14 protein-coding genes are annotated in these 19,271 nt (G+C 69.2%); 9 read left to right on the top strand and 5 right to left on the bottom strand.

Annotated elements, in window-relative coordinates:
- Positions 1-81 precede the first annotated feature (81 nt).
- The 4 genes from OO71_RS28150 to OO71_RS28135 form a co-directional block, all read right to left on the bottom strand.
- The gene (locus OO71_RS28150; protein ID WP_033292937.1) at positions 82-1,827 is read right to left on the bottom strand and encodes a serine hydrolase domain-containing protein; all 1,746 of its coding nucleotides are present in this window, start codon (positions 1,825-1,827) and stop codon (positions 82-84) included.
- Positions 1,828-1,838: 11 nt separating this feature from the next.
- Entirely contained in the window at positions 1,839-3,071 is a 1,233-nt protein-coding gene (locus tag OO71_RS28145; RefSeq protein WP_033292936.1) for an exo-beta-N-acetylmuramidase NamZ family protein, read from the bottom strand.
- Positions 3,068-4,864 carry a glycoside hydrolase family 3 protein gene (locus OO71_RS28140; RefSeq protein WP_051792402.1) on the bottom strand — a complete coding sequence of 599 codons (1,797 nt, stop codon included), beginning with the start codon at positions 4,862-4,864 and terminating at the stop codon, positions 3,068-3,070. The genes OO71_RS28145 and OO71_RS28140 overlap by 4 nt, the downstream gene beginning before the upstream one ends.
- A 586-nt stretch (positions 4,865-5,450) precedes the next feature.
- Positions 5,451-6,269, bottom strand: coding sequence for an HAD family hydrolase (locus tag OO71_RS28135; RefSeq protein ID WP_033292935.1), 819 nt, complete (start codon positions 6,267-6,269; stop codon positions 5,451-5,453).
- A gap of 660 nt (positions 6,270-6,929) precedes the next feature.
- Here OO71_RS28135 and ssd point away from each other — a divergent pair.
- The 8 genes from ssd to OO71_RS28100 all read left to right on the top strand — a co-directional run bounded on the left by ssd (position 6,930) and on the right by OO71_RS28100 (position 13,616).
- Positions 6,930-7,988, top strand: coding sequence for a septum site-determining protein Ssd (gene ssd, locus OO71_RS28130; protein ID WP_033292934.1), 1,059 nt, complete (start codon positions 6,930-6,932; stop codon positions 7,986-7,988).
- A 412-nt stretch (positions 7,989-8,400) separates the two neighbouring features.
- Positions 8,401-9,549: a TadA family conjugal transfer-associated ATPase gene (locus OO71_RS28125; protein ID WP_033292933.1), complete on the top strand. Its 1,149-nt coding sequence runs from the start codon at positions 8,401-8,403 to the stop codon at positions 9,547-9,549.
- 220 nt (positions 9,550-9,769) lie between these two features.
- The gene (locus OO71_RS28120) at positions 9,770-10,519 is read left to right on the top strand and encodes a type II secretion system F family protein (protein WP_033292932.1); all 750 of its coding nucleotides are present in this window, start codon (positions 9,770-9,772) and stop codon (positions 10,517-10,519) included.
- Positions 10,516-11,205: a type II secretion system F family protein gene (locus OO71_RS28115; protein ID WP_033292931.1), complete on the top strand. Its 690-nt coding sequence runs from the start codon at positions 10,516-10,518 to the stop codon at positions 11,203-11,205. The genes OO71_RS28120 and OO71_RS28115 overlap by 4 nt, the downstream gene beginning before the upstream one ends.
- 30 nt (positions 11,206-11,235) lie before the next feature.
- Positions 11,236-11,400: a DUF4244 domain-containing protein gene (locus OO71_RS49255; protein ID WP_084145350.1), complete on the top strand. Its 165-nt coding sequence runs from the start codon at positions 11,236-11,238 to the stop codon at positions 11,398-11,400.
- Positions 11,400-11,729: a TadE family type IV pilus minor pilin gene (locus OO71_RS28110; RefSeq protein ID WP_033292930.1), complete on the top strand. Its 330-nt coding sequence runs from the start codon at positions 11,400-11,402 to the stop codon at positions 11,727-11,729. The genes OO71_RS49255 and OO71_RS28110 overlap by 1 nt, the downstream gene beginning before the upstream one ends.
- Positions 11,726-12,091, top strand: coding sequence for an Rv3654c family TadE-like protein (locus OO71_RS28105; protein WP_033292929.1), 366 nt, complete (start codon positions 11,726-11,728; stop codon positions 12,089-12,091). The genes OO71_RS28110 and OO71_RS28105 overlap by 4 nt, the downstream gene beginning before the upstream one ends.
- Positions 12,092-12,995: 904 nt before the next feature.
- Positions 12,996-13,616 (top strand): bifunctional DNA primase/polymerase, encoded by a 621-nt coding sequence (locus OO71_RS28100; RefSeq protein ID WP_033292928.1) that lies wholly within the window; start codon positions 12,996-12,998, stop codon positions 13,614-13,616.
- A gap of 46 nt (positions 13,617-13,662) precedes the next feature.
- On the opposite strand, the gene OO71_RS28095 is transcribed toward OO71_RS28100, so the two are convergent.
- On the bottom strand, positions 13,663-16,650 hold the full coding sequence (locus tag OO71_RS28095) for a DEAD/DEAH box helicase (protein ID WP_033293061.1): 2,988 nt from the start codon (positions 16,648-16,650) through the stop codon (positions 13,663-13,665).
- A 277-nt stretch (positions 16,651-16,927) separates the two neighbouring features.
- Here OO71_RS28095 and OO71_RS28090 point away from each other — a divergent pair, with 277 nt between their 5' ends.
- Positions 16,928-19,213, top strand: coding sequence for a sodium-translocating pyrophosphatase (locus OO71_RS28090; protein WP_033292927.1), 2,286 nt, complete (start codon positions 16,928-16,930; stop codon positions 19,211-19,213).
- The last annotated feature ends 58 nt before the right edge of the window (positions 19,214-19,271 follow it).

The following is a 19,271-nucleotide window of genomic DNA, read 5'->3' as shown; positions in this document are numbered from 1 at the left end:
GCTTTGGCAACTAAGTGTGGTGAGCGAAGGAGTGATGTTCCGCTGAGTGGGCTAACGCGGTGGCAAAGCGCGACCAGCTGGTCACCGTGTGCTCAGGCGCCATCCGGATGGAACGAGCGCGGACGGGTTCTGCTCACCATCGAGAACGGTCTGGCCGCGTTCGGTGACTTTCACACCGTCGAGGGAAATTCCGCGTCCGGTGTAACTGGCGTCGGTGCTGTAACGCCAGCGGAGCGCGGTGGCGACCGGCGCGGGTACCTCCGCGGACACCTGCCACCAGGAACGGTGCCCGTGCCCGGAGAGCGACGGCACCTCCCCGGCGGGTGCACCCCGGCCACGCGCCACGAGCGAAACCGGTTGCCAATTCACGCCGTCGGTGCTGGATTCCAGCCGGAGCGGGTCGCCCGGTCCCGCGGTGTCCACGAAAGCGTGGAAGGAAACGCGTAACGGCCCACTGGACGGCAGCAATCGGGTACTCAGCGTAGCCGTGCCATCGTTGTCGAGACTGGCGTACCACGCGTCCGGCCCCTTGACCGGACGGACCGCCATCGCCTTCGCGAGTGACGTCGCCCAGACCTGGCGGGCCGGGTTGATGGAACCCCAGGTGCGCGTGGGGTGCACGCGGTTGGTGAGCAGTAACGCGAACGAGCGCGACTCGGGGTCGATCACGAGCGTCGTCCCGGTGAAGCCGGTGTGCCCCGCGCTGACCGGCGAGGACAGCGCGCCCATGTACCAGGGCTGGTCGAGTTCGAAGCCGAGCCCGTGCTCGTCGCCGGGGAAGCGCTGGTTGTAGTTGGTCAGCATCTTCTCGACGGTGCCCGGCTGCAGGATGCGATGCCCGCGGTAGCTGCCGCCGTTGAGGATCGCCTGGCAGAGCACGGCCAGGTCGCCGGCCGTCGAGAACACCCCCGCGTGCCCGGCGACGCCGCCGAGAGCCCAGGCGTTTTCGTCGTGCACCTGTCCGCGCACGAGCCCGCGTGGCGGCGTTGTCTCGTACTCGGTCGCGGCGATCCGGTCGAGCTTCGCGGCAGGCGGGTTGTATCCGGTGTCGGTCATGCCGAGCGGCGCGGTGATCCGGTCGTGCACCACCTGGTCCAGCGGCTTGCCGGACAGCTTCTCGATGAGCAGGCCGAGGGTGAGCAGGTTGAGGTCGGAGTAGAGATACGTGCTGCCCGGCGGGTTCTTGAGCGGGCTGTCGAGGATGGCTTTGCGGCGCGCCGGGATATCCGGGTAGCCCGCCCACAGCGACGGCGACGGGTCGGCGTCGAAGCCGGACGTGTGTGTGAGCAGCTGCTCCACGGTGACGTCCTGCTTGCCGTTTGCCGCGAACTCGGGCAGGTAGCTCGTTACCGGCGCGTTGACGTCCAGCTTGCCCTGCTCGGTCAGCTGCAGCGCGGCGATCGAGGTGAAGAGCTTGGAGATCGACGCCAGGTCGAAGATGGTGTCGTTACGCATCGGCACTTGTTGCTGCGGCGGCAGTTCAGTGCCCTTCGCGTCCGCGTACCGGAGTGCGCCGCCGACGGCGTAACGGTCCACGATCACGCCCTCATGAGCGAGGAGGCCGACGGCACCGGAGAAGTGCGGATGCCCGCTGACGTCCGGTTGTGTCCAGCTCTTGAGGAACTGCTCGGCGTCGCGGATCGGCTGCGGGTCGAGGCCGACGTCGCCTGGGCTGCCGTCACGCAACGTGGTGCTCGCCGGGGCGAATCCGTGCTGCGGCCGGTCGAACCGGCCGGTGTCGTGGCTGCTGGTCGTGGCTGCTCCCGCGGTCGAGGTGGCCGCGAGCAGAACGGCCAGCGTCGCGACGAGCACTTTCCTAGCACGCATGACCGCTCTCCTCAGCGATAGATCAGGTGTGAACGGCGTCTGCGCGCGAAGTCGGCGAGTTCTGCCCGCCAGGCGCCGGTGATCTCGTCGACCCCGGCACCGGCGTCGACCATGGTGCGCAGCCGTGCGGACCCGGACAGCTTGTCAATCATGTGGTCCGGCCGCCAGCCGAACTTGTCAGGCGCGATCCGTTTGGCGGTGGTGATCATCGCGACGGCCGTGGTGATCGCGTCGAACGCGCGCGGGTCGGTGACGCTGACCTGTACGCCGCCGCAGGGCTCGTTCGCGAATTTGCCGAACGTGGGGACGAAGTAGGTCTCGCGGAACGCTGCGCCCGGCAGGTGGAGCTTCTCGAGTTCTTCGCGCCAGTGCCAGTCGAGACCGGGCGCGCCGATGATCTCGAACGGCCGTGTCGTACCGCGTCCTTCGGAGAACACAGTGCCTTCGAACAGGCCCGTGCCGGGGTACACGAGCGCGGTGTCCGGAGTGGGCATGTTCGGACTGGGCATCACCCAGCGAAGACCGGTGTCGGCGAAAAAGGTTTCGCGCTGCCAGCCGCGTACCTGGACTACTTCGAGCTGTAGAGGTGGCAGGTACTCCGAAGCGAAGAAGCGCGCTAGCTCGCCGACAGTCATCCCGTGTTGCTGCGCGATCGGCTTCAGTCCTACGCCGGACGCGAACTTAGGGTCGAGCACTGGGCCCGACAGTCTCCCGCTGATGGGGTTGGGGCGGTCCAGCACCACGAAGGACGCGTTGACCTTCGCTGCGGCGGCCATCGCTGTGTACAGGGACCAGATGTACGTGTAGAAGCGCGCGCCTACGTCAGCGATGTCAAAGACAACGGTGTCAAGCGCGGCTTTTTTGAAGAGCGAAGCGAGCTTCGCGGCGTCGGCGCCGTACGCGTCGTACACGGGTACGCCGGTCCGCGGGTCGGCGTAGTCGCCTTCGGAACCACCGGCTTGCGCGCTGCCGCGAAAGCCGTGCTCCGGACCGAAAGCTGCGACAGGGCGTACGCCAGCAGCGACCATCGAGTCGACAACGTGGTCACCGTTGGCGAGTACGCCTGTCGGGTTGGACAGCACACCCAGCTTGCGTCCGGCCAGCGGACGCCAGCCTTGCGCGGCGAGTTGTTCGGCGCCGGTGAGTACTTGCCGTGGCTGGGCTTGGGCCGGAGTTGCGCTGCTGGTGAGGACCGGAACCGCGAGCGCAGGGACGGCCAGGAAGTTCCGGCGGTTGAGCGTCACCAGGTCAGCCCGTGTCCGAAGGGGTATTTGACGGTGTGCACGTCGACGCCGTCGGGCACGTCGACGGGCAGCTTCCCGGTCGGTTTCGTCTCGCCGAGCACGACCTTGGCCAGCGCCTCGAGCGACGGCGTGATGTAGCCATAGGTGGCAAGCCAGGTGGGCACGGGATTGGCGTACCCAGCGTCGTACGGGATCTGCGCGGCGACCGCGACCACGGGCTTGCCGGTATCCATCAACGCCTGCAAAAGCTTGTTCTGCAAGGGAAAACCGCCGAGATTGTTGGTGAGCACCACGACGAGGTCGGTCTTCTTCGCGGCGTCGGCGGCCTGGGCGATCTGCGCGTCGGTCGGCGTTTGCCCAGTGGTCAGTGCGGTCGCCTTGGTGCCATGCGCACTCAGCCGGTCGGCAAGCGTTTGCGTGGCGGTCTCGCCCCAGCCAGTGACCAACGCGGTCGACGGCTTCTGCTTGAGCGGCATCACCCCGTTGGCGATCGCGGTGATCGACCGGTCGGCGATCCCCTGCGCCGTGGCCAGGTGTTCCGGCGTGCCGACCGTGCGCGAGACGAGCGCCGGATTGGTGAACGGCGACTGCATGATGCCGCGCTTGAGCTTCAGTTTCAGCACTCGCTTGACGCTCTGGTCGATCCGCTCCATCGGCAGGTCACCGGACTTCACCGCGGCGAGCACTGCCTTGATCGCGACGTCCAGGTGCATCGGCATGAGCAGCTGGTCGACGCCGGCTTTCAGGGCGAGGACCGGGATCTCGGCGTCGCTGTGCAGCTCACGGACGCCCTGCATCTGCAGCGAATCGGTGATCACCACGCCGTCGTACCCGAGCTCGCCGCGCAGTTTGCCGGTGATGATCGGCTTCGACAGCGTCGCCGGTTCGCCCGACGGGTCGAGGCTCGGGAACTGGATGTGCGCGCTCATGATCGAGTCGATGCCCGCGGCGATCGCGGCCTTGAACGGGGGCACGTCGATCGCGCGCCACTGCGCCTCGGTGCGGTCGATGCGGGGTAACCCGGTGTGGCTGTCGGTGGCGGCGTCGCCGTGGCCGGGGAAGTGCTTGGCGGTCGCGGCGACGGTCTGGCTGACCGGGCCGGACTCCTGGTAACCCTTGACCTCGGCGGTCACGAAGCTGCTCGCGAGGTCGGGCCGTCCGGAGAACGAGCGCACGCCGATGACGGGGTTGGCCGGATTGGAGTTGACGTCCGCGTCGGGCGCGTAGTCCTGGTTGATGCCGACGGCGCGCAGCTCGTGGCCGAGAACGGTGGCGGCGTCGGTGGCGCTGCCCTGGTCGCGTCCGGCGGCGATGGCCATCGAGTTGGGGAACTCGGTGGCCGGTGCGCCCATCCGCGTGACGGTGCCGCCCTCCTGGTCGGTGCCGATCTGCAGCGGGACGTGCGCCCCGCTGGAGAGCGCGGCGCGCTGGAGGCCGTTGGAGAGCTTGGCGACCTGGACCGGGGTGTCGAAGTTGTCGCGGCTGCTGTTGTTGAAGTAGATGACCCCGCCGAGGTGGTACTTCCGCACGACCTCGGCCGCGGTGTCGACGCCGAAGTCCGCGCGGTTCTTGGGGTTGACCTCGTCGGCGGACTTGCCGTTGACCCAGGTGACGAACAGCTGTCCGACCTTCTGCTCGAGGGTCATCCCGCGCAGGGCCTGCGTGGCGGCCGCGTCGAGCTGCGCTGCTTCCGACGGTTGCGCGTTCGGTGCCGGCTGTGCGTTCGCCTCTGACGTGGCCCCGAGCCCCCCGACGGCGAGCACCCCCGTGAGGGACAGTGCGAACACCTTCATCCTCCGCCTGCGCGTCACGATCTTCCTCCCAGTGTCGAGTGCTGCCCGTGAAGTGTCCACCGGGCGGCACCGGTATCGGGAAGCTACTCACCACGACGCTGGGTTGTCCATCGGCCGAGCGTTGGAACGGCAGGGTTCACCTGGGAGGATGTGCGGCAGCTTGTCCGGCTGTCCGGCGCTGCGCATAACACTGGCGGCGCCCGTCAGCCAAGGGCCGACGGGCGCCGCCTGCTAGCGCGAACATCTCGGGCGACCAAGCGTGCAACTCTGGTCGTACCTTCATGGACTCGGCGTCCGGCGTCCCGGTACGCAGTCCCTAGACGACGAGCCTCCCGCGGCGTGCTGCGCGTGGGTACCCGGAGTCCGCGCACGGAGGTTGCCCGGGGTGGTAGAGGCTTCTCTTCTACCTCTGCCCTGGCCGGCTCAACGTCCGCACCTACTTTCTACGCCGTGAGCCCGGTCACTTCAAGTGCGCGGACGGGTGCACCGTTACAGAGGCTCGATCCGGTGACAGCACCACCCATCGCGACGGACAATCCGTGGTTGCGCTGCGGAAATCGGAGGTCCGGTACCGCCGTGTGGGTGCTCAGGAGTCCGAGCTTCGGGACCGTCGGCGACGGCTCAGGCTGTACCACGTCGCGCCGGCCGCCACCGCGCCGACGCCGAGCGCCACCACGCCCGCCGAGCGCGCCGGAATCCGGGTGCGGAGTGACATCGGCCGTTCGAACGTCAGAATCGGCCAGTCGTGCTCGCCCGCGGTCCGGCGCAGGAGCTTGTCCGGGTTCACCGCATGCGGGTGGCCGACCGTCTCGAGCAACGGGATGTCGGTGCTGGAGTCGGTGTAGGCGAAGCACGCGGCGAGGTCGTAACCGTACGTGGCGGCTTGCTGTTTCGCGGCGACCGCCTTGTTCTCGCCGTAGCAGTAGAAATCCACCTCGCCGGAGTACCGGCCGTCGACGATCTCCATCCGCGTGGCGACGCACCGGGTCGCGCCGAGCATCTCCGCGACGGGAGCGGCGACCTCCTCGCCGGTCGCGGAGAGGATCACGACGTCGTGGCCGTCGGCAAGGTGCTGCGCGATGAGGTCGGTCGCCTCGGCGTACACGAGCGGGTCGACGACGTCGTGCAAGGTTTCGCGCACGATCGCGGAAACCTGCGCGACGTCCCAGCCCGCGCAGAGCGCGGACACCTCGGCGCGCATCCGCTCGGTCTTGTCCGCGTCCGCGCCGGCGAGGGAGAAAACCAGTTGCGCGTAAGCACTTCTCAGCGCCGCGCGACGGTTGATCAACCCTTCACGCAACAACGGCTTGCTGAACGCGAGAGCACTGGACGACGCGATGATCGTCTTGTCGAGATCGAAGAAGGCGGCAACGCGCCGGGTTGCTTCGCTGCGGGATTCGGCCACGTGATCAGGATAGGCGCTCGTTGGGGACACACGTAATGCGGTGGCGGCCGGAAAATCCATGACATCTGCGTACTTAGGGCTCCGGGTGCCGTTATCGAATCGTATGTGTCACACAGAGAGCCAACTAGTACCGACCGGAGTTACAGTGTGCAGACCCGGTCCTGAACCGGGCTGGTTCAGTCCGACCCCCCGGGGCTGAACCCCTGGCGGCCCTCGTCCCTCCCCCCTGGCGAGGGCCGCCTTCTATTCTCCTCTTTCCTGGTGGCGTGAACGAATTTCGGGTCCGGCCCGAGAATTGTTGCGTGGCTTGAGTTTCCGGCTCTGACCTGGATCTTCGTTCGCTCCGCGGGTGGCGTCCGGACAAGATCGAAAACTGTCCCGGTGCTTTCTCCTGCCGGGTCGACGCAAAACGGACCGGGGGTGGCAGATTTCCTTTTCTTCGACGGATTCTCCGGATTTTCTCCGTAGCAATCGTTTTCCCGGCCGAAACTGCGTGGCGATGCATTGTCCTGCAGTTGACACAAGCCTCGGCGGCTCTTGATCGATTTCGCCGACGAGTTGTCCACAACCCCCCGGTTGTCCACAGGAAGGCGAATCGGGCATTGCCGGACGGGCCGGGGAGGGGCGACGGTGGAAGTCCGAGACCCAGGGGAGGGGCACATGGCCACCGCACAACCACTAGTCGTCGCAACCGACGGCGCGATGTTCGAAGAGATCCGCCGCGTCGCCGCCGTCGTCGGCTGCACCTTCGACCACGCAGCAGACCTAGCCGCAGCCCGAGGCCGCTGGACGCGCGCCCCGCTGGTCGTGATCGACGAGGACGCAGCCTCCGACAGCCCTTCTTTGCCAAGACGAGACAGCGTAGTGCTGGTATGCAAGGGCGCAGCCGGCTTGGAGACCTGGCAACGCGCAGCCGCCGTAGGCGCCCGCCGAGTCCTCAGCCTGCCCGACGACGAGTCCGACCTCACCGTCGCATTCGCCGACGTAGCCGACGCACCCGCCGAATCCCCAGGCCCAGTAGTGGCTTTCGTCGGCGGCCGCGGTGGCGCCGGTGCCTCCGTACTGGCCGCCGCAGTCGCCGTCGAAGCCGACCGATCGGGTCCGGCCCTGCTGGTGGACTGCGATCCACTAGGCGGCGGCCTGGACCTTCCACTGGGCTTGGAAGAGACAAAAGGCTTACGGTGGCCCGAAGTCCGCTTATCTGGCCGGGTGTCCGTCCCGTCGCTGATCGCGTCCCTGCCCACTCGCGGCACGCTCCCGGTGCTGTCGTGCGGCCGCTCCGGCACTGGACCAACCGCACGCGCCCTGACCGCCGTAGTAGCCGCCGGCCGCCGCGCAGGCCGCACCGTGGTGTGCGACCTACCGCGCCACCCCGCCGAGGGCGCCTTGGCCGTCACCGCAGCCGCGGATTTGGTGGTCTTGGTGGTACCTGTCGAATTTCGCGCCTGCATGGCCGCGAAACAACTCCTGCACCACCTACGCCCCCACACGGACCGCTTCGCGGTAGTCGCAAGTGGACACTCCGTGGACGGCGCCACCCCCGCCCGCACGGCGGCCCTGCTGGGCCCACCGCTGATCGCCACGCTGCCGCCGGAACGCCGGGTAGCAGCGACCTTGGAGTCGGGGGAGTTCGACCTGCCACCTAAGGGGGCGTTGGCCACGGCTGCTCGCGCAGTGCTGGCTGCGTTGCGTGCCCCTTCCGTCGCGCAAGCCGCCTGAGGTTCGGGCCTTCGCTCCTGCGGAGGCACACCCTTGCCGAGGTTGGGTTCGGTGGTGATGGCCGGTTCGTGATCCGGAGATGGCTGCCACGACCGATTCCGGCAGCCATTACCACCTGCGGAAACCGAACCCGGTCATCGCAGCCGACTCCTCAGAACCGTCGACGCTCCCGACCGGTCGCACAGGCAGGTCGCTGAAGTTCGACCCGCGGTGCCGGTCGTGGTCACGGCCCTCGCTAACCCGTCGCCAGTCCTCAGCCCGATTCCGCGGTGCCGATCGTGGTCACCGCCCTCGCCAACCCACCCCAACCCCCCAAGGAGCCGACCATGTCCCCCTCCCACGCTCCCCACGAGCCATTCCCCACCACCGAACTCCACCCCATGCCCACCGAATCCGATCCGGAAAGCCCATCATGACTGCAGATTTCGTCGAGCGGGTCCGCCACCGCCTAGCGGGTGAGTCCCGTGGCACGGACCCGATCGCCGTCGTCGAGGCCGTTCGAGAGGAAGCCGGCGGTGCCCTCAGCCACGATGCAGTACTGGCCGCCGTCCGGCAGGCCCGCGACGAATTCCTCGGCGCCGGACCTCTGGCACCCTTGCTGGACAACGAATCCGTCACCGACGTCCTCGTCACCGCACCGGATCAGGTCTGGACCGACGGTCCCGAAGGACTTTCCCGCACCCCAGTCCGTTTCGCCGACGAGGACGCAGTCCGCCGCCTGGCGCAGCGACTGGCCCTCGCCGCGGGCCGCCGGCTCGACGACGCCCAGCCCTACGTCGACGGCTGGCTCCCCGCCCAGCAAGGCCGAGTCCGCGTCCACGCCGTCCTGCCACCCATCGCGGCCAACGGGACCTGCCTGTCGCTACGCGTCCTCCGCCCGGCCACCCACGACCTAGCCACCCTCCGCGACCGCGGCGCATTCGACGACGCCGGCGCAGAAATCCTCCGCACGGTCATCAGCCACCGCCTGGCTTTTCTCGTCACGGGCGGCACCGGCGCAGGCAAAACCACGCTACTGAGCGCCCTGCTGGGCACAGTGCCGCCAGCCGAGCGAATCGTCTGCGTCGAAGACGCCGGCGAACTACGCCCGTCCCACCCGCAATTCGTCAGCCTGGTAGCCCGCCCGGCAAACGTCGAAGGCGCAGGAGCCGTCGAACTCCCGGAGCTGGTCCGGGAAGCCCTGCGAATGCGCCCGGACCGCCTGATCGTAGGCGAGGTCCGCGGCGCGGAAGTGTGCTCGCTGCTGAACGCCTTGAACACCGGCCACGAAGGCGGAGCCTGCACGCTCCACGCCAACTCCCCGTCGGAAGTCCCCGCCCGCATGGAAGCGCTGGCCGCACTGGGCGGCCTCCCCCGCGACGCCCTGCACAGCCAGCTCTCCGCAGCAGTCCGCGTAATCCTCCACATGCGCCGAACCCCCACCGGCCGCCACCTCGCGGAAGTGGCAGTACTCCAGCGATACCACGGAGAAGTCCGAACCCACCCAGTCTGGCGAGACGGCCACTGGACCACCCGAAGATCCCTCTTCACGGACCTCACCCGCGACGGAGCCCCCAAGTGACCACCACCCTCCGTCCAGCCACCCGTTCCGTGCCCGCGACCCTGCTGCCGTTGGCCCGTTTCGTGACTGCCGCCGTCCTCTCGCCTGCCGGTGCCGTGCCCGCCACCCCGCATCCGCACGCCCGTTCCATGACCACGACCCTGCCGCCCCTCGCCCGTGCCATAACCACCCCTCACCACCCGCTCACCCACACCGACCACCCCCACCGTGAGGTCCCCGCATGATCTCCCCCTGGTCGTTCCTCTTCCTGGGAACCGGAATCCTCTGCTGGCCCACCCTCCCCAGCCGCCTCCAACCCGCGCGCCTTGTCCTGCGCCTGCCCGTCCCGCCGCGCCAACTCCTCTGGCTGGCACCGGCCGTCGTCGCGCTGCTCGTCGGCGGGATCGGCGCCTCCGTTGCCACCGCCCTTCTCACCCTCGCCATCCGCCAGGAATGGCGCAGCAGAAAGGAAACCACCGAAGCCCTGGCCCGCGCCGAGCAGACGTCGGCCGTTCTCCGCACGATGGTCGCCGAACTCCGCGCCGGTGCTCACCCGGTCACCGCGGCCGAAGCTGCCGCCGACGCCGTCCCGCAACTCGCCGGTGAACTCCGCAACCTCTCCACCGCCGCACGCCTCGACGGCACCCTCGAATCCCCCGTACTCCCCAGCGTCGCCCACGCCTGGAACCTCGCTCGCCGCCACGGTCTCCCGATCGCCGACGCCCTGGAGGCAACCCGCCGCGACGTCGACGCCGAAACCGCCTTCACCCGTCGGCTCCACGCGAAAATGGCCGGTCCGCGGATGAGCGCCGTCGTCCTCACGATCCTGCCGGTCGGCTGTCTGGCGCTGGGCCAGCTCATCGGCGCCGGCCCGCTCACCGTCCTCACCGAAACCCTGATCGGGCAAGCATTCCTGGTAGCCGGCGCCGCGCTGCTGTGGGCAGGCACCGCATGGTCTCGCGCGCTGACCAACCGAAAGGGGCGCGCATGATCACCATCGGCTTCGCCCTCTCAGCCATCGCACTTCTGCTCTGGCCAGGAACTGCGCCACCCCGACACCTGGCACGCCGACCCCGGCGCACCCTGCGACCAGAGATTCGGCACGCCGCCTGCGCCGTCGTCGCCGGACTCTCGATTGCCGTCGTCGCCGGAATACCGGTCGGCGTGGCCGCCGGAGTCGGCGGCTGGTGGCTGCTCCGCAGGTCCAGCCGGGTCAGAGGTCCTGATGACGTCTCCGAACGCCTGCGCTCAGCCGCCGTCCTGGACGTCCTGGCCGCCTGCCTGCGCACCGGAATGCCAGTCCCGGTGGCGTTGGAAACAGTCGCGACCGGCGCGCCAGCCGAAACCGCGAAAGCCTTGCGCGAAACGGCAAATCTGCTCGCACTCGGTGCGGATCCAGCACCGGCCTGGGCACCCGTCCGGGCAAGGCCGGGATTTGCCGAACTGGCGGTCGCGGCCACCCGTACCGCGCGGTCGGGCGCGGCGCTCGCCTCGACCGCGGACGACCTGGCCCGCCGCCTGCGCGACGGACTGGGCGTCGAGGCCGAGGAACGCGCCGAACGGGCCGGGGTCGCCTTGGCTCTGCCGGTGGGGCTGTGTTTCCTGCCCGCGTTCTTCGTTCTCGGCGTGCTGCCGGTGGTGCTCGGCCTCGCCGGGCGGATCGGTGGCCTGCTGTGAATACATCCACGACAGAAAAGGAATCCGAACATGCTGTTCTTACCCGGCGACGAAGGCACCACCACGGCCGAATACGCCATCGGCACAGTGGCCGCGGCAGCGTTCGCCGTCGCGCTTTACGTTCTGCTCACCGGAGACTCGATTTCCACGGCGTTGTCCGGGCTGGTCCAAAGAGCCCTGACGGTGGCCACCTGATGGCGGGCCGTCGCCGGGACGGTGGCTTCGTCACGGTGGAAGCCGCTCTTTCGCTGGGAGCGTTGACCGCCGTGCTGGCTGTGCTGCTCACCGGAACCAGCGCGATCGCCGGACACCTCCGCTGTCTCGACGCCGCCCGCGAAGCCGCCCGCCTCACCGCGGCCGGCCAGCCCGGTGCCGCCGACGCAGTAGTCCAGGCAATCGCCCCACGTGGCGCCCGCCTGACGATCCAGCACGCCGGCGACGGCCTCACCGCCGAAGTCACCACGGATGCCCTGTCTGCCTTGCACCTCAGCGCAACCGCGTACGCAATAACGGAACCGTCATGATCAGTCGGCAACCCCCGAACGACGCCGGCGTCGCCACCGTCTGGACGGCCTTGGCCGCAACAACCCTGATCGGCGTGACGGTCTTGGTCTGGTGGATAGCAGTGGCGATCTCCGCGAGACACCGAGTCGAGGCGGCCGCAGACCTGGGCGCGTTGGCCGCCGCCGCTCACGCCGCCGACGGGCCGACCACAGCCTGCGCCCGAGCGGCCGAGGTGGCAGACCACGAAAAAGCGGTCGTGACCAGTTGCCGCTGGCACAACCGAGACGCTTTCGTCGAGGTCCGCGCCGCCGTCGCCCCGATGCCTGGCCTCCCCGCACCGACAGCCAAGGCCCGCGCGGGTCCGGTAGAACTGCCACCTTGACCCAAGTTGCGCGGCAACCAGGCCGGGCAGCACGGGCCAGCGGATTTGCGGTGCGCGCCGATTGAGGGGTCACGACGGTCAATGGTTCTGCTTCCGCTGACCTGAGTGGGCGCAGGTCCGACGGACCAGGCGCCAGACTGTCGTCGACGGGCCGCGCCGGTCCGCTGATCTGCCGATCGGTCGGGCTGCTCTTGGTCTCGTCCGGGAGTGCCCCCAGCGTTCGTCGCACCCGGAGTGTTCGGTCCGGGCGGACTGTGTCCCGAGCCGCGCCGGGGTCCTGACCGGTCGGCCTACCGCTTCGGCAGGACTCGAGCAGCCCGGACCCGAGCAGCGGACTCGAGCAGCCCGGACCCGAGCAGCGGACTCGAGCAGCCCGGACCCGAGCAGCCCGGGCCCGGAGGCCTCGACTCGCCCGCCGAACCAGCCCGAGCCGTCACCCTGCGCAACCCACCCCAACCCTCGCCGTCCGCCGGAAACCGCTCGTCGGCAGCCCGGGCGCGGAGTGGTGACCGGTCGCCGGAATCCCCGTCCGCTCGTGCCGATCATGGGGCTCGGCGAGTGGCCGGAGGGCGCGAGCAGCGGTCGCTGGCGTACGGCGAGCGGTTGAAAGTGCTGGTCAACGGCCCAATCCAGCACCTGCGCCACGACCGCTGCGGAGGCGCGAGAAAGTGTCGAAAGCCGTGGTCGGCACCGTCCGGCGGGGGGAACGGCGGGGTCAGCGGCCGGTGATCGGTGCGCCGTTATCGGCCGGGCGGTGGACTACCGGGCGTTCATCGCGCGGTAACGGCCGGTTGTCGCGCAGGTCTTCCCCGCAATGTGCAACTTGCCGTTTAGTGAGACGTGCGCCACCACGGGCCCCGACCCCGGGGCGGCGTGAAAACCGGAACTTGAAGGCAGGAAAGCAATGTTGGACGCGAATTGGCCGGACAGCTGGCGGAACGCCTTCCGCATCGAACTGCGTGCGGAGGCGATCGGCCTCGCATGGCGTGGCTGGCCGGTGCTCCCGGGGGCGACCCCGGCTCCGATCACCGGTGAGGGGGACGACCTGACCTGGCGGCGGCCGCTGCCGGTGCGCGACGACTGGCGCGAGCTCGTCGGCTCGCACGCCCACGAGGTCGCCAGCTGGTTCACCGACCGTACGCACAGCCTGCTCGTGGCAACCGGCACCGTGCTCGACGCGGTCGAGGTAGACCAAGAGCTCGGCAAGCGCGCCGCGCGGCTGCTGCGTGCCCTCGGGCACCCGGCGCCGATCGTCGCGATGCCGAACGGGCGGTGGCTCTTTCTCACCACGCCCGCCGAGCGGATTCCGGCCGAACTCGCCGAGCGCGTGTCGGTGCAGTGGCACGGTGCGGGTAGCTACATCCCGTTGCCCCCGTCGCCGTTCCAGCACGGACTCGTGCACTGGCGCGTGAAGCCGGACGTCTGCGGTTGGCACCTGCCCGACGCCACCGAGGTGCAGGACGTGCTCGTGCGCGCCCTTGCCGACGAGCACGCCCCCATGCTGGTCCAGACCACCGCAGCCTGACCCGGTCCCATCCCGGCAGACAGCGCGCGACAACCGAAGAAAGTCTTCACGTACCACCGTGGCCGCACTGTTCCCCGTGCTGACGCAACGCCCCGAGCACGGCTCCCAGTACGGCCACCGCCCCCGCCTTGTCCAGCGGATCGTTGCCGTTCCCGCACTTCGGCGACTGGACGCAGGACGGGCAGCCCGTCGGGCACTCGCAGGAGACGATCGCCTCCCGCGTAGCGGCCAGCCACGGGACAATCGCGGCATAACCGCGGTCGGCAAACCCCGCACCCCCGGGATGCCCATCGTGCACGAACACCGTCGCCTCCCCGGTGTCCTCGTGCCACGCGGTAGACACCCCGCCGATGTCCCAGCGGTCGCACGTAGCGAAAAGCGGTAGCAGGCCGATCGCAGCGTGCTCGGCGGCATGCAGAGCACCGGGGACGCGTGCCGGAACCAATCCGGCACCCCCCGGTGTTCTGCCGGCACCCCCGGTCCCCACCGCTGCCACAGCCGTCCCCACCTGCGACAACTCGGTCCCCACCGAACCGGCTTCGGTCCCCACCGGTTCGGCTCCGGATACGACGAGCGGAGCTTCGGTCCCCACCGCAGCAGCTCTGACCGTGGCCGCAGCGTCGACACCCGCCGACGCAGCACCACCCCTCACCGCGGCCCCGGACCCCCGTCCGTCCGCGGAGCCCCCAGAGACTTCGCCGGTTCCCCCGACAACCGGCGAGGCACCCCCGGTCCCCACCGGCTCACCAGGCGGGTCGCCCCCTTGGGCCCAGCCGCCGACCGCGACGGCTGAGGCAGCACCCAGGGCCCCGGCCCGCACATCAGCAGCAACAGGCGCAGCAACGCCGGTCCCTACCGGCTCACCTGCGGCTGATTCTGCCGGGTTTCCGTCGGAGGACGCAGCATTCCCGGTCACCACCGGCTTATCTGCGGCTGATTCCGCCGGGTTCTCATCGGAATACCCAGCACCCCCGGCCCCCACTGGTCCACGCGGCAGGTCGCCCTCGTCGACCGCGATCGCTGACCCACCCCCGGCCCCCACCGGCGAACCAGCCGCAACAGGGTTCCCACCAGAAGGCGCACCCTCCCCGGCAAACGGTGGCATCTCAAGCAATTCCCCCGTCACCGTGTACCACACCGCTCTCGTGTGGAGGCTTTGCTCGGGCAGGTCGAGCGGCGTGTGGTCCAGCACCTCACCCGACGGGCGGCGGCGCAGATACCCCACCACCTGCGACGTCACCGCCACCTCGCCAAGACACACCGTCACCTCGCCATGGCGGCATTGCTCCTCCGTGGACAGCACCGAGATGTCCACGATCTCGCGCGGCGACGTCGTCCAGTCCGGGTCCTCCGCGTGCACCAGCGCCAGACCCGTCTCCAGCTCCAGCTCATCGACCACATACGACGAACCCTGGTGCAAATACACCGCCCCCGGATGGACGGCGTAGCAGGCCGAGCCCGGGTCGACCGTGCCGAGCATGCGGCCCGAGTCCGCTTCCATCACCGCTATCTGGTCGCCGCCCGAGCCGCGGATGCCGACGTCTGCGTGCGGACGGTCGCGCGACGTCCAGTACCAGCCGCTCGACCGGCGGCGGACCAGCTTCTCCGCGGTCAGATCCGCCAGCACCGTCCGTGCCGCGTCGCCGCCGAAGGTCGGCAGTTCCGGTTCGGTGAGCGGCAGTTCCGCGACCGCGCACGCCAGCTGTGGACCCAGTACGTACGGATTCGCCGGGTCCAGCACCGCCGTCTCCACCGGGCGCTCCAGCAACGCCGCCGGATGGTGCACCAAGTACGTGTCGAGCGGGTCGTCCCGTGCCACGAACACCACCAGCGCCTCGTCGCCCGACCGGCCCGCGCGGCCGGACTGCTGCCAGAACGACGCGAGCGTGCCCGGGTATCCGGCCAGCACCACCGCATCGAGACCCGCGATGTCGACCCCGAGCTCCAGCGCGTTCGTGGTCGCGACTCCCAGCAACCGACCCGACAACAGCGCCTGTTCCAGTTCCCGCCGCTCCTCCGGCAAGAACCCGGACCGATACGCCGCAACGGTTTTCGCCAGCGAAGGGTCCACTTCGGACAGCAGCCGACGTGCGCCCAGCGCGGTGAGCTCGGCCCCGCGCCGCGAGCGGACGAACGCCAGCGACCGCGCGCCCTCCACCACCAGCTCGGTGAGAATCCGCGCCGTCTCGACGCCAGCCGGACGCCGCACAGGCGCGCCGTTTTCGCCGGTGAGCTCGTCGAGCAGCGGCGGCTCCCACAACGCGACCGTGCGCGCCCCGCGTGGCGACGCGTCTTCCGTGACTGCTTCGCACGGCACGCCGGTGAGGCGCGTCGCGAAAGCAGCGGGCGCCGCCGTCGTTGCCGACGCCAGCACGAACACCGGCGAAGCCCCGTAGTGGGCGGCAACCCGGCGCAACCGCCGCAGCAGTAACGCGACATGCGACCCGAACACACCGCGATAGCTGTGGCATTCGTCGACCACAACATAACGCAGCCGCCGGAAGAACTGCGTCCACCGCGAGTGCGCCGACAGGATGCCGCGATGGAGCATGTCGGGATTGCTGAACACCCAGTTCGCATGCGCGCGGACCCAGTCGCGCTCTGTCATCGGGGTGTCGCCGTCGAACGCTGCCGCGCGTACGCCCTTGACGTCCAAAGAGGACACCGAACGCAGCTGATCCGCCCCGAGCGCCTTGGTGGGCGAGAGGTACAGCGCCGTCGACCGGCTGTCCGCACAAAGCGCCGACAGCACCGGCAGCTGATACGCCAGCGATTTCCCGGACGCCGTCCCCGTGGACACCACCACGTGCGCACCGGCATGCGCCAGCGAAGCGGCCTCGACCTGGTGCCGCCACGGTTTTCCGACCCCGGCCGCACCGAACGCAGCCACCACTTCCGGCGCAGCCCACTCCGGCCACGGCGCGAAACTGGCCGTGCGCGCGGGCAGCCTGGCCACGTGCGTGACCGGGTTCTCGTGCGCCGGGATCCCTGCCGTGACCCGGTCCAGCAGCCTCCGTCCTCTCTCGCCAACCACGTGCCGAAGCTTGGCACAGGGCACCGACAAAACCGGGGCGAGATCGATCCAGTGACCAATCACACAAGGTCACCGACCGTGCTCTCAGCGGGACGCGTTGCGGGTCGCCGGATCACTACCAATACACTCCCGCAATCCACACCCTCTGTGGCGAGAGTCATGTGAGACGTGCATTGCCTGCACGGCTAGCGTGTCGACCGGCACAGATCCACGCCAGCGCAGGCACGCCGGGGTACGACGGGCCCGCGCTGGCCAAACGGCGTTTCCAGGAGGACGAATGTCCCGGCAGTTCCTCGCGGAGGGCGGTATCACGCTCTCCGGGGGTGGCTACACCATTGTCGGTGTGGTCGCCGTGGTCGCCCTTGCCGCACTGGCCATCGGCTACGTCCTGCTCAAGGAGGTGCTGGCCGCAGGCCAGGGCACCGCCAAGATGCAGGACATCGCAAAGGCAGTGCAGGAAGGTGCGGCCGCTTACCTGAAGCGACAGCGCAACACTCTCGCCGTTTTCGGCGTGATCGTGTTCTTGCTGCTCTTCGCACTTCCCGCGGACGACTGGAACGAACGGATCGGCCGGTCGATCTTCTTCCTCGTCGGCGCGGTGTTCTCGTTCACCATCGGCTACCTCGGCATGTGGCTTGCCACGCAGGCGAACCTGCGCGTCGCGGCCGCCTCGCGGGAGGAAGGCGGGCGCGAGAAGGCCATGCGCGTCGCGTTCCGCACCGGTGGCGTGGTCGGCATGATCACCGTCGGTCTCGGCCTCTTCGGTGCCGCGGTCGTGGTGCTCGTCTACACCGGCCAGGCCCCGAAGGTGTTGGAGGGCTTCGGGTTCGGCGCCGCACTGATCGCCATGTTCATGCGTGTCGGCGGCGGTATCTTCACCAAGGCCGCGGACGTCGGCGCCGACCTCGTCGGCAAGGTGGAGCAGGGCATTCCCGAGGACGACCCGCGCAACGCCGCCACGATTGCCGACAACGTCGGCGACAACGTCGGCGACTGCGCCGGCATGGCCGCGGACCTCTTCGAGTCCTACGCCGTGATGCTGGTGGCCGCGCTGATTCTCGGCAGCTCCGCCTTCGGTTCGTCCGGTTTGATCTTCCCGCTGATCGTGCCTGCCATCGGCGTGATCACCGCGGTGATCGGCGTGTACATCACGAAGGCACGCGCGGGCGAAGGCGGTCTGGTCACGATCAACCGCTCGTTCTACATCTCCGCGGTGATTTCCGCGGTGCTGTCGGCCATCGCCGCGTTCGTGTACCTGCCGGGCAGCTTCGCCGAATTCGGCGACAGCTACGCGCACAACACCGGCAACCCGGCCGTGATCGCCACCGTCTCGGTGATCATCGGCATCGTGCTCGCCGCGCTGATCCTGCGCATCACCGGGTACTACACGGGCACCGAGCACAAGCCGGTCAAGGACGTCGGCAAGACGTCGGAAACCGGTGCGGCGACAGTGATCCTGTCCGGTATCTCGGTCGGTTTCGAGTCCGCGGTGTACACCGCGCTGGTGATCGGCGCCGCTGTGTTCGGCGCGTACCTCCTGGGCGGCGGCGTTGCGCTCTTCGCCGTGGCGCTGGCCGGTACCGGTCTGCTGACCACCGTCGGCGTCATCGTCGCGATGGACACCTTCGGGCCGGTTTCGGACAACGCGCAGGGCATCGCCGAGATGTCCGGTGACGTCGACGAGAAGGCCGCGCAGATCCTCACCGAGCTCGACGCGGTCGGCAACACCACCAAGGCCATCACCAAGGGCATCGCCATCGCCACCGCGGTGCTGGCGGCCACGGCGCTGTTCGGGTCCTACTCGGACGCGATCGCGAAGACCCTCGCCGAGCGCGGGGGCAGCGCGGTCAACGCGATGAGCTCGTTCGTGAACCAGGTGGTCAGCCCGAACACGCTGGTCGGCGTGATCATCGGCGCGGCAGTGGTGTTCCTGTTCTCCGGTCTGGCCGTCAACGCGGTTTCGCGCGCGGCCGGTGCGGTGGTGTACGAGGTGCGCCGCCAGTTCCGGGAGATCGCCGGGATCATGGAGGGCACCACGCGGCCCGAGTACGGCCGGGTCGTCGACATCGTCACCCGCGACTCCCTGCGGGAGCTGGCCACGCCGGGTCTGCTCGCGGTGTTCGCCCCGATCGCCGTCGGCTTCGGCCTCGGCACCGGAGCGCTCGCCGGGTACCTGGCCGGTGCGATCGCGACCGGCACCCTGATGGCGATCTTCCTCGCCAACTCCGGTGGTGCCTGGGACAACGCGAAGAAGCTGGTCGAGGACGGCAACCACGGCGGCAAGGGCTCCGACGCGCACGAGGCCACCATCATCGGGGACACCGTCGGCGACCCGTTCAAGGACACCGCCGGTCCGGCGATCAACCCGCTGATCAAGGTGATGAACCTGGTCTCGGTGCTGATCGCCCCCGCGGTGGTCACGCTGACGCTCGGCGGCGGCGCGAACACCACGTGGCGGATCGTGATCGCGGTCGTCGCGGTCGCGGTGATCGTCGCGGCGATCGTCGTGTCCAAGCGGCGCGGCAGTGTCATCGCCGACACTCCGGCGGAAGCCAACGCCTGAGTCGTTGCTCCATTCGGGCCCGGTACGCCTTGTGCGTACCGGGCCCGTCCATGTCACG

Source organism: Amycolatopsis jejuensis, assembly GCF_000717335.1.
In the GTDB taxonomy this organism is placed as follows: Bacteria; Actinomycetota; Actinomycetes; order Mycobacteriales; family Pseudonocardiaceae; genus Amycolatopsis; species Amycolatopsis jejuensis.
This window is presented reverse-complemented; position numbering and strand designations above follow the sequence as displayed.